Genomic DNA, 14,117 nt, shown 5'->3' with positions numbered 1-14,117 from the left:
TCCGCGCAGGAAATGGGCATCGGCGCGCAGTTCGGCGGCAAGTACTATTGCCACGACGTCCGCGTGATCCGCCTGCCCCGCCACGGCGCCTCCCTGCCCGTCGGCATCGGCGTCTCCTGCTCGGCCGACCGCCAGTGCTTCGCCAAGATCACCAAGGACGGGATCTTCGTCGAGCGGCTCGAGACCGATCCGGCGAAATACATGCCCGATATCGATCCGAGCGAGTTCGAGGGCGACGTGGTCAAGATCGATCTCAACAAGCCGATGGAAGAGATCCGCAAGACTCTTAGCCAGTACCCGATCAAGACCCCGGTCTCGCTGACCGGTCCGATCATCGTCGCCCGCGACATCGCCCATGCGAAGCTGAAGGAGCGTCTCGACAGCGGCCAGGGCCTGCCGGACTACATCAAGAACCATCCTGTCTATTACGCCGGCCCGGCCAAGACCCCGGAAGGCTATGCCTCCGGCTCCTTCGGTCCGACCACGGCCGGCCGCATGGACAGCTACGTCGACCCGTTCATGGAAGCCGGCGGCAGCTTCGTCATGCTGGCCAAGGGCAACCGCTCGCCGCAGGTCCGCGAAGCCTGCAAGAAGTACGGCGGTTTCTATCTTGGCTCGGTTGGCGGCGCGGCCGCCAAACTCGCGCTCGACAGCATCAAGAAGGTCGAGGTGCAGGAATATCCGGAGCTCGGCATGGAGGCGGTCTGGCGCATCGAGGTCGAGGATTTCCCGGCCTTCATCGTCACCGACGACAAGGGCAACGACTTCTTCTCCAACATCTGACACCTGCCCGGTGCCCGCGCCAGACTTCCTAGAGAACGGCCCCGCGAATGCGCCGGCGACCCTGATCCTGGCGCACGGGGCCGGCGCGCCGATGGACACGCCCTTCATGAATCGGGTCGCGGAGGGCATAGCCGACGCCGGGTATCGCGTCCTGCGGTTCGAATTCCCCTATATGGCCGCACGCCGTACTGGCGGCGGCCGAAGACCGCCTGACCGGCAACCCGTTCTGCTCGACACATGGCGAAATGCAATCGCGTCAGCCGGCAACGACAAGCCGCTCTTCATAGGCGGCAAGTCCATGGGCGGGCGCATGGCGACGCTCATTGCCGAGGAAACCGATGTCGCCGGCACGCTCTGCTTCGGCTACCCGTTCCATCCGCCGGGCACACCCGGGAAACTCCGTACAGCGCATCTCGAGACCATGACCTGCCCGACCCTGATCCTGCAGGGCGAGCGCGATCCTTTCGGGGCGCGGGAAGAAGTTGAAGGCTACACGCTTTCGGGCCTTGTCTCTCTTTACTGGGCCACAGACGGAAACCACGACCTTGCTCCCCGCAAGGCATCCGGTCACACGGTCGACGGCAACCTCGCGGGCGCGATCGGTGCTGCTCCGCAATTCATGAAAAAGGTGAGTCGGCCAGGATCTTTCTAGTGCTTCCCGGACTGTGTATTGGCCGAAGACTGGATAAGTTCGGAGGGCGACGGGATGTTCTTTTCAAGGGCCGGGAGTTGCAGTTCGTCGGAATTCGTCCGGTAGACGATATAAGCGCTGGCCATCCATCCACCAGCGACCACCGGCCCGACGACAAGGGCAACAAGGCAGAGCATGCCGACGAAACGCGCAACGGAGCGAAGCAACGCTTCGGAAAAGCTTTCCTCGGCCTGTTCCCAAACAGCCACTATTCAACCCCACCAAGTCTTCGCGAGCCGACTTTCCGAACGCCCGACGCTCTGTTCTTCCCAAAAATACAACGCAACAATAGCAGAAAGGATTCAGACTCTCAATGCTATGTCGCAACAAGACCCCACAAGCCCCACAAATCACTGGATTTTCTCTAACCAGAGTTACCCGGAAGGCGGGCAGATCCATGAAGCCAATCGCAGTCGAGACCTTCACAATTGAAACTTGTTGCAGAAAATTATTAAAAAAAGATAACTGAATATGCTCGTTCTCTATGCATACCTTAAGCGAAGGCACAACCATCCGACCGACCGCGAAGGTGGCAATTTGTCACGTCAGAAGAACGCTGAACCTACTCATATTCACGCCAAGTTATCTTCTTGACGCGAGCGGCTTCATCTCCGAACCGAGTTCGAGGTTTTCAAGCGTTATGAGCGGATCCGGACCGGCGTGCACCTGTCGGGGGTCGCAATCCCCTCGAAATCGCGTTTAAATTACCGCAAATACAACGCAATAGACGAAGCCTGTAACTTACAAAACAGCTGTTTGATGCTATGTTCATTTGGAAAGGCATATAATTTGCCGAAACCTGATTGCCCTGCTGCATTGTCGAAATGGAACTGAGGCCATGGCCATCAACAACTCCATCAACACGAATGTCGGTGCATTTGCAGCGCTCCGGAACCTGAATTCCGCGGGCTCTTCCCAGGATCAGACGCAAAACCGGATCTCGACCGGACAACGCGTATCGAGCGCGCTCGATCAGGCCGCGATCTTCGCCATCGCCCAGAACATCCGCGGCGAGCTCAGCGCGAATGCCGCCGTCCAGCAGGGGCTCAATCAGACGGCAGGCGCCGTAAGCGTTGCGACCGCCGGTGCGACAGGCATTTCCAACCTCACCCAGGATATCCAGGGCAAACTCGTCGAGCTGTCGAACCCCGCGCTTACTGCGGAACAGCGCGGCATCGTCCAGAACGATGTGAACGCGCTTCTCGAACAAGCGCAGGGTTTCGTCGACAACGCGAGTTTCAACGGAACGAACCTGCTTCAATCCGGCGCCGGCGACCTGAATACGCTCCAGAACGAGAGCGGCGATACCCTGACCGTCTCCGGGCAGGGAAGCGTGGGAGACAGTCTCGCGGCGCTTGCCGCGGCGGATTTCAGCGACCCGGCTTCCGTCCTGTCGAACGAGTTTGCGGCCTTCCAGTCCGCCCTTAACAATTCGCTTGGAGAGCTCGGGGCGAGTTCCCGGCGCATTGTCGCGCAGAACGACCAGCTCCAGGGCATTTCGGATGCAACGGAAGAAGGTCTCGGCAATCTTGTCGATGCCAATCTCGGACGCGAAGCCGCCCGGCTCGCAGCCGATCAGGCACGCGGCCAGCTCAGCCAGCTCTCCCTCGGCATCGCCAATCGCAGCCCGGAAGTCGTGCTCGGCCTGTTCCGCTCCTAGCTCTTTCGGCGGTCCCTGCCGCCAACGGCAAAGCCCCGCCGGATCGACTCCGGCGGGGCTTTCTCTTTTCAAACGGACCGCAGGCTCAGCGCACGACGAGCACCGAGCAGTTTGCATGCCGCACGACGCGTGCTGCATTCGGGCCGAGGAGATAGTCCTTCAGCTCCGGGCGATGCGAGGCGATGACGATCAGATCGGCCGAAATATCTTTCGCCGTTTCAAGCACCATCTCGTAGACGGTCCCCTGCCGCACGATATGCTGAACCTTGACATCTGCCGGCACATGGTCCGCGACCAGCTTGTGCAGGCGCTTGTCGGCCTCGGCCATCACCTTTTCCACATGATCGGTCGGGAAATACTGACCGACGAGGCTCATCCCGAAATCGGGCACCACAGTCATAACGGAGAGGCTCGCGCCGTGGGTGTTGGCGTTGGAAACCGCCAGCGGAAGCGCCTTCTTCCAGGAATTGGCGTCGTCCAGATCGACCGTCACAAGGATATGGTCAAACATCACTTTCTCTCCCTCAGTCGATTTCGCGCCGGCCGCGACGCGCCCGCTGCATGAGATAGACCAGCACCAGAAGGCCGATGGCCGGAATGAAGAACACTTCCTTCGGCATGCGGTCGGCCGGCGTCATCACTTCGATGATCTGCCAGTCGAAGTCGATCCCGGCCTGTTCCGCCGGGCTTCCGAAACCGAGGTTGTCGACCAGAGCCTTCCCGTCCTCGAAGCGGAGCTCGAGCCCGGCAACATTGGCAAGACGGTCCGCTCCCGGCGCCGCATCCCCGAGGGGCAGCAGGACGGCCTTGGAAACTGTATCACCATCGATCGTTTCACCTTCCACCATGAGACGGATCTCGCCATTGGCCGGAATGCCCTCGGCAACCTGGTTGATCGTCACGGGATCATGATGGACGAAGGGATCTGCCACCATGTCGAGCCAGAATCCCGGCCGGAACAGGGTGAAGGCGATCAGCAGCAGTGCGGCCGACTCCCAGATCTTGTTCCGCACGATGAAAAAACTCTGGGTCGCCGAGGCGAACATCAGCATTGCGAGAATCGCCGTCACCACGGTGATGATGAAATGCATCACGCCGTCGATCCCGATCATCAGCAACTGGGTATTGAAGATGAAGAGGAACGGCAGGATCGCAGTCCGGATGTCGTAGGCGAAGCCCTGCAGACCGGTCTTGATCGGATCGCCGCCGGAGAGCGCCGCCGCCGCATAGGCTGCAAGCCCAACGGGTGGCGTATCGTCCGCAAGGATGCCGAAATAGAACACGAACAGATGGACCGCGATGAGCGGCAGGATTACGCCCGCCTCGGCCGAGAGGGTAACGATCACAGGCGCCATCAGCGAAGAGACGACGATGTAATTCGCCGTCGTCGGCAAGCCGAGGCCGAGCACCAGGCAAATGATCGCCGTGAAGATCAGCATCAGCATCAGATTGCCCGCGGAGACGAACTCGACGAACTCCGTCATCTTCTGGCCGAGCCCAGTCAGGGTCACCGCGCCGACCACGATGCCGGCGACGGCAACGGCGACACCGATCGGAACCATGTTCCGGGCGCCCGACACCAGACCTTCATAGAGTTCGGTCCGGCCCATCCCGAGCGCGGCGATATCCACGCCCTCGCCCCGGAAGAAGGCTTTGCCGGCCTTGTGGGTCAGCGCGACCACCAGCATCACCACCGACGTCCAGAACGCCGCGAGGCCCGGCGAGAAGCGCTCCACGATCAGACACCAGACCAACACGCCGATCGGCAGGAGGAAATAGAGCCCGGCCATGAAGGTCGGCCTCATTTCCGGGCACGCGGTCATGTTCTCGAGGTCTTCCGGGCGTCCGTCCTCGTATTTGGCGCCAAGCTTCAGAAGGAAGGCATAGGCGATCAGCAGAACGACCGAAGCGATATAGATTGTCGCACTGCCGAACACCTGCTTGGTCCAGCCGAACCCGAAATAGGTGACGCCCATGAGCACGATGAAGCCAACCACAACGGTCGCAGTACTAAGCAGTTTCTGCAGCAAGGTGCGCCCGCCGGAGGAGCGTGGGAGACCGGTCATGCCCGCCTTCACCGCCTCGAGGTGAACGATATAGACGAGCGCGATGTAGGAGATGATCGCCGGCAGGAAGGCATGCTTCATGATCTCGACGAGATCGATCCCGACCCGTTCGATCATGATGAAGGCGGCGGCGCCCATCACCGGCGGCGTGAGCTGCCCGTTGGTCGAGGACGCAACCTCGACGGCACCCGCCTTTTCCGCCGGGAAGCCGGTGCGCTTCATCAGCGGAATGGTGAAGGCGCCGGTCGTCACGACATTGGCGAGCGAGGAGCCGGATATCAGACCGGTCATCGCCGAGGAGACGACGGCGGCTTTCGCCGGACCGCCGCGCATATGGCCGACCAGCGCAATAGAGAGCTTGGTGAGGTAGATGCCGGCGCCGGACTTGTCCATCAGCGCGCCGAACAGCACGAAGAGAAAGATGAAGGAAGTCGAGACGCCGACACCGATGCCGAAGACGCCCTCCTGGGTGATCCAGAGGTGCGACATCGCCTTCTCGAAGGAAGCCCCCTTCCAGGCAATCACGTCGGGGCCGTACTGGCCGAAGAAGATATAGGCGAGGAAGACCAGGGCCACCGCCATCAGGGGAATGCCGAGCGAGCGGCGCGTCGCTTCAAGCAACAGCACCAGACCGAAGCCCGCCGTCACGATGTCGGCGGTCGTTGGGATCCCCATGCGGCCAGCAAGGTCGTCCGCCTCGACCACCAGGTAGAGAATACAGATTGCCGAAACGGCGGCAAAGAGCCAGTCGGTGATGGGCACGCTCCGCCGCGGCGAGCTCTTCAGCGCAGGATAGGAAAGGAAGGCGAGAACGACCGCGAAACAGAGGTGGATCGGCCGGGTCTGCGTGTTGTTCATCAGCGGGATGTAGTCGGCCAGCATGAAAGGCAGCGGCGACGCGATCCAGAGCTGGAAAAGGGACCAGGCAAGCGCCCCGAGGGCGATGAACTGGCCGACGGCACCGGGGACATTGCGCGAGCCGGTATCTACGGCGGCGACCAGATCTTCTGCCGCCTGGCGCGAGGATTTCGTTTCCGTCGTCTCGTTGCTCATAGCCCCCCCCTCCTCGCGTCTGCCCACAGACCGCGTTCAGCCTCTGTCCCATAACCGCGCGCAGCGGCGCGCGCATCCCATGTCCATGCCTGGTCCGCGTTGCCCGCCGACCGGATGTTTTTTCCTGGAAATGTCAGAAAGCAAAAGGGAGAGGCAAGCCTCTCCCTCCCGCCGGCCGGATTACATCCAGCCCTTTTCCTTGTAGTACTTCGCAGCACCGTCGTGGATCGGAGCGGACAGACCGTCCTTCACCATCTCCGCTTCGGTAAGGTGACCGAAGGCCGGGTGCAGCTTCTTGAAGTCGTCGAAGTTCTCGAAGACCGCCTTCACGACCTGGTAAACCACGTCATCCGAAACCGCGGTCGAGCTGACAAAGGTCGCGCCGACACCGAAGGTCATCACGTCTTCCGGATTGCTGGAATACATGCCGCCCGGGATGACCGCCTTGCGGTAGTAGGAATTGTCGGCAACCAGCTTGTCGATCGCCGGACCGGTCGCATTGACGATGACTGCGTCACAGGACGCGACAGATTCCTTGGTCAGGGCCGACGGGTGACCGACCAGCCAGAAATAGGCATCGATCTTGTTGTCGCAGAGAGCCTGGCCGGTTTCGGCGGACTTCAGCTCGGCGGCCAGCTTCAGATCGCTGCGCTGCCAGCCGAGGGCTTCCTCGATGACTTCCCAGGTCCCTCGGGTACCGGAGCCGGCATTGCCGATATTGAGGCGCTTGCCCTTGAGGTCGGTGATGTTCTTCACGCCCGCATCGCGGCGCGCGAGGATCGTGACCGGCTCGGCATGCACGGAGAAGACCGCGCGCAGATCCTTGAACGCGCCCGCGTCCGCGAACTTCGAGGTGCCGTTATAGGCGTGGTACTGCCAGTCGGACTGGGCCACGCCCATGTCAAGCTCGCCCGCTCGGATGGTGTTGATATTGTAAATGGAACCGCCCGTGGACTCGACGGAGCAACGGATGCCGTGCTCCTTGCGGCCCTTGTTGACCAGACGGCAGATCGCGCCGCCAGTCGGGTAGTAGACGCCCGTCACACCGCCGGTGCCGATGGTGATGAATTTCTGCTCGGCAGCGCTGGCGCCCTGCGTTGCTCCGACGAGCGCCGCGCCAGCCACCAGGGCCGCCGCAATGCCAAACGTGAAAGCCCTTTTCATGAAGCCTCCTCCAGAATTACCCATGTTTGAACTAAATCCGCGTTCAACGACCGCATTCCCGAACACCGAGTATCCGATCAGGATTCCGCATGCTCCCCGGCAGGCTGAGAATCCAAGTCATTGGGCCGCAGACAAACCCGCTAAAACTATGCGCCGCAAAGTCCAAAAAGGTCAATGCAAAGCAAGCGGTTGATTTTCATCGATTCTTTCGAGAAATTTTGTATACAAAGAAAATTTTATACGCCTTGCTGCCGGCCGCCGCAGGATCATGCGACCGCGGCGTCGATCGCCTCGCCGAGCTTCGTGACGATTTCATCGACATGGCTGTCGTCGATGATGAAGGGCGGCGCAAGCAGCACGTGATCGCCGACCCGGCCATCGATCGTGCCGCCCATTGGATAGCACATCAACCCCAGTTCCATGGCCTTTGCCTTGACCTTGGCGTTCACCTTGCGCGCCGGGTCGAAGCATTTCTTCGTCCCCCGGTCCTCGACAAGTTCAAGACCGATAAACAGCCCTCTTCCTCGAATGTCGCCGACATGGTGATGGTTCCCGAAGCGCTCCTCAAGAGCGGTGCGCAGCTTCGTGCCCATGGTCCGGACATTCTCCAGCAGATTGTCCTCCTCGATCACCTTCTGGACCGCCAGAGCGCCCGCGCAGGCGGCCGGGTGCCCCATATAGGTATGGCCGTGCTGGAAGAAGCCGCTGCCGTCATGAATCGCCTTGAAGATCTTCGCTGAGACCAGCGTCGCGCCGATCGGCTGATAGCCGGCGCCGAGCCCCTTGGCGATGGTCAGGAGATCCGGCGCGACACCGTCCTCCTCGCAGGCGAACAGGTAGCCCGTGCGCCCCATGCCGCACATGACCTCGTCGAAAATCAGCAGAACGCCATGCTTGTCGCAAATCTCCCGGATCCGTTTCAGGTATCCGGGCACTGCCGGCACCGCGCCGAGAGTAGCGCCGACGACCGGCTCGCAGACGAAGGCCGCGACCGTCTCCGGGCCGTGCTCCAGGATCGCCGTCTCAAGTTCGTTCGCGACGCGCTGGCCGTAGGCTTCTTCGCTCTCGTCGTCGCGCCGGTCGCGGTAGGCGAAACAGGGCGAGACATGGGACGTGTCGATCAGAAGCGGCTTGAACTGTTCGCGCCGCCATTCGTTGCCGCCGACAGCGAGCGCGCCCAGCGTATTGCCGTGATAGCTCTGCCGGCGGGCAATGATCTTGTGCCGCTCCGGTTGTCCGATCTCCACGAAATACTGCCGCGCCATCTTCAGCGCCGCCTCGATCGCCTCGGACCCGCCGGAGACGAAATAGACCCGGTCGAGATCGCCCGGCGCCCGTGCGATCAGGTGATCCGCCAGATCCTCCATCGGGTCGTTGGTGAAGAACCCGGTATGGGCGAACGGGATCTTGTCGAGCTGCTGCTTGATCGCCTCGGTCACGCGCCGGTCGCTATGGCCGAGGCAGGACACGGCCGCGCCGCCGCTGGCATCGAGATAGCGCTTGCCTTCCTTGTCGACGATATAGACACCCTCGCCTTTTCCTGCGGTCGGATAGGCGGCTCTGGCATTGCGGTGGAAGACATGGTTCATGGCGGGTGTCTTTCTTGGTGCTTGCGGGCGTCAGCGGCGCGTCCCGGAAGACTGCGCCGTGCGGTCCCGGCGGGTCAACCCGGCGTCATCCGGCGGTCAGCTCGACCGCGCTCTTCAGGGTCCAGCCGACGATTTTTCGCATGACCTTTCCGAGTGCAAGGTCGAAGCTCTTCACAATGCTCTCGATGCGGTTGTCCGACACTTCCACGACAGCCTCGAAGGGCTTGGAAGCGAGGATGATGCGCTGCGGCTTCTTGATAAGCTTGCAATTGATCCGCACACGCACCGTCGGAACGGACGCACCTTCCACATATTCCGCCTGGAACTCGCGCAGTTCGGTCCTGAGTTCGAAATCGTTGCGAAGGCTTGCGCCGCTGCGGCCGACGCCGACGATCTTTCCCGAATTCTCGAAGGACTCGATCAAGAGGCGGTAGACCATCGAAGGCGCGGTATCGATCCATTTGGCGCCCGAATAGTAGTCCATGGTCAGCTCGCCGCGGATGACCGCGATCCGGGCGGAGTTCAACCCCGAGGGCGCGATCGGCGGCTCCAGTCCGAGTTGCCAGTCCACCGTCGGAATATCGGCGTCGAAAGTGCTTTTCGGAGAGAGGCGGTATAGCTGCTCCGGCGGCCTCGGTGTCGGCAGGATGCTGCACCCCGCCAGTGCAACGGGCAGCAAGGCTCCGGTGCCGGCGAGAAGTCTGCGGCGGCTGATCTCCGAACGGTCCTGGCTCATCGGTCGGTCTCCACACCTTGCTGTCTGTTGCCGAAGAGTATGCGGGACGGATCCGACTCGACCTGCCTGACCAGCCGGCTCATGTCGGCCATCAGCGACCGGCCCTCGGCGAGGAACTCCGTCAGTTCGTAGAGGCCGGTCGCGGCGAAATCGTTCACCGCCTCCCGGTTGTCCTTTATGAGCGCCGCCGCGCCCCCGGAGGCCTCGCTGATATTCTTCAGCGCGACTTGCAATTCATCCGACACCGCCGCGATCTCGGCATCGAGCGCGGTCACGGTTCCGCGCGACGTCGCCATTGTGAGCGAGATCTCCTCGCTCATCACCGCGACATCGCCGCGGATATCCCGCACCGTCTCGTCCATTGTCGACATGGTCACCTGCAGGTCGTCGATGATCGCTTCCATCGCGCCCGACCGGCTCGCCAGCACACCCGAGAACCGTTCGAGATTCTCCAGCGTGCCCTGGAGCGCCGCCTGATTTTCCGGGCTGAGGATCTGGTTCGCCCGGTTCACCAGAACCACAAGCTGCGCCGCGATCTCCGGCGCCGCTGCCGCGACGTCCTGCAGGACCGAGTTTCGCGAGGGCAGGACCGGAACCTCATCGCCGGGCCGCGCGGTCAGAAGCGGTGCATCGTTCGACCCGCCCGCGAGCTGGATGTAACCGACACCGGTCAGGCCCTGGCTCTCGAGCACGGCGTAGACATCGCTCTTGATCGGAACCGTGCTGTCGATCTCGATCCGCACGTCGATGATCTCGACATTGTCCGGATTGATCCCGATGGTCAGCACCTGCCCGACCGGAATGCCGCGGTAGCGCACCGGGCTGCCGACCGAAAGGCCGGTAACCTGCTGTTCGAACGCGACGTCGTAGAGCGCGACCTCGCGGTCGAGCTCCACCTTGCCAAGCCAGATGACGAAGCCCATGGCGGAGGCGAACATCGCGAAGACGAACAGTCCGACGATGACGTAGCTCGCACGTGTTTCCATCTAGGATGCGCCTCCTTCAGCGTGGCGGTCTCCGAGGCCCGGAGTATCGAACGCGGCCCGCGCCCGCGGCCCGTGAAAATACTCCTGGATCCAGGGATGCGGGTTGGCCACGAGTTCTGACATGGTACCGACCGTGATCTTCTTGTCGATGAGGACGGCGATGCGGTCGCAGATCGCGACGAGACTGTCGAGATCGTGCGTCACCATCACCACCGTGAGATTGAGGCTGCGCTGCAGGTCGCGGATCAGCAGGTCGAAATTCGAGGCCCCGATCGGATCGAGCCCGGCCGTCGGCTCGTCGAGGAAGACGACCTGCGGGTCGAGCGCGAGAGCCCGGGCGAGGCTGGCGCGCTTGCGCATGCCGCCGGAAAGCTGGGAGGGAAACTTGTCCGCCGCATTCGGCGGCAATCCGACGAGGTTGATCTTCAAGAGCGCCAGCTCGTGCATCAGCGCTTTCGGAATACCGCCCTTCTCCCGCATCGGCGCCATGATGTTCTGCGCCACCGTGAGCGAGCTGAACAGCGCCCCGTCCTGGAACATCATGCCGAACCGGCCCTGCAGCTTGCGCGTCGCCATCTCGCCGCGCCCGGCCTCGATCCGCTCGCCGAGCAGTTCGATCTCGCCCGCCGCGGGGATCTGCAGGCCGATGATCGTGCGCAGCAGAACCGACTTGCCGCTCCCCGAGCCGCCGACGACGCCCAGCACCTCGCCGCGCCGGACATCGAGGTCGAGCCCGTCATGCACGACCTGCGCGCCGAACTGGTTGCGCACCCCGCGCAGCCGGATCGCCATATCGGTGCCCGGTGCCGCGTCCATGCTTTCCTCTGTCATCGCCGCCACCGCTCAGATCCCCACTTCGGCGAAGAAAACGGCGAACAGCGCATCAAGCACGATCACGATGAAGATCGACTCCACCACCGATTTCGTGGTGCGGAACCCGACGCTCTCCGCGCTGCCCGAAACCTGCAGGCCCTGATGGCAGCCGACAACCGCGATGACGTAGGCAAAGACAGGCGCCTTCATCATGCCGGTCCAGAAATCCCAGAGATCGACCGCGCTTTTCAGCTGCGTCAGAAACTGCTGGATCGTGAGGTCGAGGGTCAGGACGGAGATCATCGCCCCGCCCGCGAGCCCCGCGATATTGCCGATGAAGACCAGCACCGGCAGGGCGATGAAGAGCGCGATCAGGCGCGGGATGACCAGCACGTCGACCGGCGAGAGGCCGAGCGTCTCCAGCGCGTCCACTTCCTGGTTCACCTTCATGGTGCCGATCTGCGCCGTGAAGGCGCTGCCGGAGCGGCCGGCGACAATGATCGCGGTCAGCAGCACGCCGATCTCGCGAAGGACGGAGACGCCGACCAGGTTCACCGTCAGGATCGCCGCGCCGAAGCGTTCGAGCTGCAGCGAGCCCATGTAGGCCAGCACCACGCCGACGAGGAAACAGAGCAGCGAGACGATGCCGACCGCGTTCAGTCCGACATATTCGAGCTGACTGACCAGAGCGACGAAACGCAGCCTGGTGCGGCCGGTCAGCAGGCCCAGCAGCGAAACGATGGTGAGGCCGAAAAAGCCGAACAGGTCGCGGCCGACCTGCACCATGTCGAACATGGCCTCGCCGGCCCGCGCCGTCATCGCGATCAGCGGATTGGGGCCGTTCTCGCCGTCCGGCGCCTCCGGCTCCGGCACGAAGGCCTTCTCGACGAGGGCCGCGTAGCGCGCCTGCAGCCCGTCGAGCCGGACATCGATGCCGCGCCCGCTGAACGCGTCCGAGGTCCGGCGCAGCACCCAGGCACCGGCGCTGTCCAACGCGGTGATCCCGGCAGCGTCGATGACGACCTGGCGCGGCGTCGCCGAGAGCGCGTCACGGAACTGCCGGTCGAGCCGCCCGACCGCCTCCACGGTCAGCGGTCCGGCAATCCCGACGCGCAGTTCGCCGCCGGTCTCCGTGATGGATAACGATGTATCCGCTGCTGCCACGTCGTCGCCCCCAGGACCGCAAACCGTTCGCCTTCAGGCTCCCCCCGATGGACCTGAAAACCTTTGCATTTCATAAGATACTGGAATTTATCGCAACTCTCACCTATCAAGGCCGCTGCTCAACCCGAGGTTCGAGGACATGTCGATGGACCTGAAACAGCACATCCGCGAAGTGCCCGATTTCCCGAAGCCGGGGATCCTGTTCTACGACATCTCGACCCTGCTGGCGCATCCGCAAGCCTGGAAGGCGACGGTCGACCGGCTGAAGGAACTCGTCTCGGCCTACAAGCCCGACGTGCTCGCCGGCATCGAATCGCGCGGCTTCCTCGTCGCCGCCCCGCTCGCGCTGGAACTCGGCCTCGGCTTCCACATGGTGCGCAAGAAGGGCAAGCTGCCCGGCAAGACCATTCCCTATACCTACGACCTCGAATACGGCACCGACACGATCGAGGTGCAGGAAGGCGCGATCGAACCCGGCCAGCGCGTGGTCATCCTCGACGACCTCCTCGCCACCGGCGGCACGCTCGCCGCGGCGGTCGAACTGGTGCGCAAGGTCGGCGGCGAGGTCACCGGGGCTGCCAGCATCATGGAACTGACCTTCCTCAAGGGCCGCGAGCGGCTGGATATCCCGTTCAGCTCGCTGATCGCCTACGACGACTGACCTCTCCCTTTTCGCTCGTCATCCCGGCCAACGAGCCGGGACCTCCCGCAACCCGCTTGCCGTCACAAGGTCCCGGATCAAGTCCGGGATGACGATCTTTCTTGCACCGATTAATATGAAAATCTGCTTCACCGGACTGGGATAGAGATGGCTATCGGAACATGCAATTCGGCCTGATCTGCGCCGCTTAAGCGAAGGTATGCAGGAGCGGTGACGGAATCGAATGAGGAAAAATTCGTGCTCGATCATATCGTTGATGTCGTTATGCTTGCTTCAACTTTATTGTTGTGCGCGTCTATTTTTTGGTATGGATATCTATTTTTCTCTGATTTACTAAATAAGAAATTAAGAATTAGACTATTTATTATTCACTTTATTGTAATATTGATTTTCGTTTTTACAAAATATTTCTTATTCAAAATGAATGTCGAATTGAATATTAAAGAGATTTTAAATGATGTACTTACGTTCACTTTATTCTCATTCCTATTTTCCCCCGTCAGCTGGGGATTTGTGAAAGTCTTTAAGCACAGATATAAATTTTGATTTTTCTGCGATTGAAGTCATTGGACAACGCCACCTAACCTGCCCCAATCCTGCCTTTTTAACCGCTTCCCGCTTCTCACGCAGACTGCAAATCCCGCGCCTCCTCCAGCAGCCACTCCCGGAACGCCGCGATCTTCGGAACGTCCACGCGATCCTCCGCACACAGCAAATAATACGAAAACGCGAGCGGCGTGCTGAAGCTCGG

13 protein-coding genes are annotated in these 14,117 nt (G+C 61.7%); 4 read left to right on the top strand and 9 right to left on the bottom strand.

All coding sequences use genetic code 11. The features are described from left to right. Positions 1-783 (top strand): FumA C-terminus/TtdB family hydratase beta subunit (locus tag JJ959_RS20830; RefSeq protein WP_292888291.1); only part of this gene is annotated, 783 nt, incomplete at its 5' end. A gap of 10 nt (positions 784-793) precedes the next feature. Further along, entirely contained in the window at positions 794-1,435 is a 642-nt protein-coding gene (locus tag JJ959_RS20825; RefSeq protein WP_292888290.1) for an alpha/beta family hydrolase, read from the top strand. Here JJ959_RS20825 and JJ959_RS20820 read toward each other — a convergent pair. Then, the gene (locus JJ959_RS20820; protein WP_292888287.1) at positions 1,432-1,683 is read right to left on the bottom strand and encodes a hypothetical protein; all 252 of its coding nucleotides are present in this window, start codon (positions 1,681-1,683) and stop codon (positions 1,432-1,434) included. The two genes, JJ959_RS20825 and JJ959_RS20820, sit on opposite strands and share 4 nt — an antisense overlap. 629 nt (positions 1,684-2,312) lie before the next feature. On the opposite strand from JJ959_RS20820, the gene JJ959_RS20815 reads away from it, so the two are divergent. Beyond that, positions 2,313-3,134, top strand: coding sequence for a flagellin (locus tag JJ959_RS20815; protein ID WP_292888285.1), 822 nt, complete (start codon positions 2,313-2,315; stop codon positions 3,132-3,134). An 85-nt stretch (positions 3,135-3,219) separates the two neighbouring features. Here JJ959_RS20815 and JJ959_RS20810 read toward each other — a convergent pair whose 3' ends face one another. From JJ959_RS20810 to JJ959_RS20775, 8 genes are all read right to left on the bottom strand, one after another. Next, positions 3,220-3,645 carry a universal stress protein gene (locus tag JJ959_RS20810; RefSeq protein WP_292888283.1) on the bottom strand — a complete coding sequence of 142 codons (426 nt, stop codon included), beginning with the start codon at positions 3,643-3,645 and terminating at the stop codon, positions 3,220-3,222. A gap of 13 nt (positions 3,646-3,658) precedes the next feature. After that, positions 3,659-6,253 (bottom strand): TRAP transporter permease, encoded by a 2,595-nt coding sequence (locus JJ959_RS20805; RefSeq protein WP_292888281.1) that lies wholly within the window; start codon positions 6,251-6,253, stop codon positions 3,659-3,661. Positions 6,254-6,433: 180 nt separating this feature from the next. After that, complete coding sequence (locus JJ959_RS20800) at positions 6,434-7,417, bottom strand: TAXI family TRAP transporter solute-binding subunit (RefSeq protein ID WP_292888278.1); 984 nt, start codon at positions 7,415-7,417, stop codon at positions 6,434-6,436. A 266-nt stretch (positions 7,418-7,683) separates the two neighbouring features. Further along, the gene (locus JJ959_RS20795; protein ID WP_292888276.1) at positions 7,684-9,006 is read right to left on the bottom strand and encodes an aspartate aminotransferase family protein; all 1,323 of its coding nucleotides are present in this window, start codon (positions 9,004-9,006) and stop codon (positions 7,684-7,686) included. Positions 9,007-9,091: 85 nt separating this feature from the next. Beyond that, positions 9,092-9,742, bottom strand: a complete 651-nt coding sequence (locus tag JJ959_RS20790; RefSeq protein WP_292888274.1) for an ABC-type transport auxiliary lipoprotein family protein — start codon at positions 9,740-9,742, stop codon at positions 9,092-9,094. After that, positions 9,739-10,728 carry an MlaD family protein gene (locus JJ959_RS20785; protein ID WP_292888271.1) on the bottom strand — a complete coding sequence of 330 codons (990 nt, stop codon included), beginning with the start codon at positions 10,726-10,728 and terminating at the stop codon, positions 9,739-9,741. Before JJ959_RS20785 ends, JJ959_RS20790 begins: the two co-directional genes overlap by 4 nt. Continuing rightward, complete coding sequence (locus tag JJ959_RS20780; RefSeq protein WP_292888293.1) at positions 10,729-11,559, bottom strand: ATP-binding cassette domain-containing protein; 831 nt, start codon at positions 11,557-11,559, stop codon at positions 10,729-10,731. It abuts the gene before it with no gap. Between the two features lie 12 nt (positions 11,560-11,571). Continuing rightward, on the bottom strand, positions 11,572-12,705 hold the full coding sequence (locus JJ959_RS20775) for an MlaE family lipid ABC transporter permease subunit (protein WP_292888268.1): 1,134 nt from the start codon (positions 12,703-12,705) through the stop codon (positions 11,572-11,574). Positions 12,706-12,850: 145 nt separating this feature from the next. On the opposite strand from JJ959_RS20775, the gene JJ959_RS20770 reads away from it, so the two are divergent. Then, positions 12,851-13,366, top strand: a complete 516-nt coding sequence (locus JJ959_RS20770; RefSeq protein ID WP_292888266.1) for an adenine phosphoribosyltransferase — start codon at positions 12,851-12,853, stop codon at positions 13,364-13,366. Positions 13,367-14,117 lie beyond the last annotated feature (751 nt).

It is taken from the genome of Nisaea sp. (assembly GCF_017640745.1).
Lineage (GTDB): Bacteria > Pseudomonadota > Alphaproteobacteria > Thalassobaculales > Thalassobaculaceae > Nisaea.
Note: the sequence above shows the minus strand (reverse complement) of the source record. Positions and strands in the feature narration are given on the sequence as shown.

What these genes read in the sequence shown, in the direction of transcription:
- JJ959_RS20815 (WP_292888285.1), top strand. Translation starts at nt 2,313, where the DNA reads ATGGCCATCAACAACTCCATCAACACGAATGTCGGTGCATTTGCAGCG.
- JJ959_RS20810 (WP_292888283.1), bottom strand. Translation starts at nt 3,645, where the DNA reads ATGTTTGACCATATCCTTGTGACGGTCGATCTGGACGACGCCAATTCC.
- JJ959_RS20805 (WP_292888281.1), bottom strand. Translation starts at nt 6,253, where the DNA reads ATGAGCAACGAGACGACGGAAACGAAATCCTCGCGCCAGGCGGCAGAA.
- JJ959_RS20800 (WP_292888278.1), bottom strand. Translation starts at nt 7,417, where the DNA reads ATGAAAAGGGCTTTCACGTTTGGCATTGCGGCGGCCCTGGTGGCTGGC.
- JJ959_RS20795 (WP_292888276.1), bottom strand. Translation starts at nt 9,006, where the DNA reads ATGAACCATGTCTTCCACCGCAATGCCAGAGCCGCCTATCCGACCGCA.
- JJ959_RS20790 (WP_292888274.1), bottom strand. Translation starts at nt 9,742, where the DNA reads ATGAGCCAGGACCGTTCGGAGATCAGCCGCCGCAGACTTCTCGCCGGC.
- JJ959_RS20785 (WP_292888271.1), bottom strand. Translation starts at nt 10,728, where the DNA reads ATGGAAACACGTGCGAGCTACGTCATCGTCGGACTGTTCGTCTTCGCG.
- JJ959_RS20780 (WP_292888293.1), bottom strand. Translation starts at nt 11,559, where the DNA reads ATGACAGAGGAAAGCATGGACGCGGCACCGGGCACCGATATGGCGATC.
- JJ959_RS20770 (WP_292888266.1), top strand. Translation starts at nt 12,851, where the DNA reads ATGGACCTGAAACAGCACATCCGCGAAGTGCCCGATTTCCCGAAGCCG.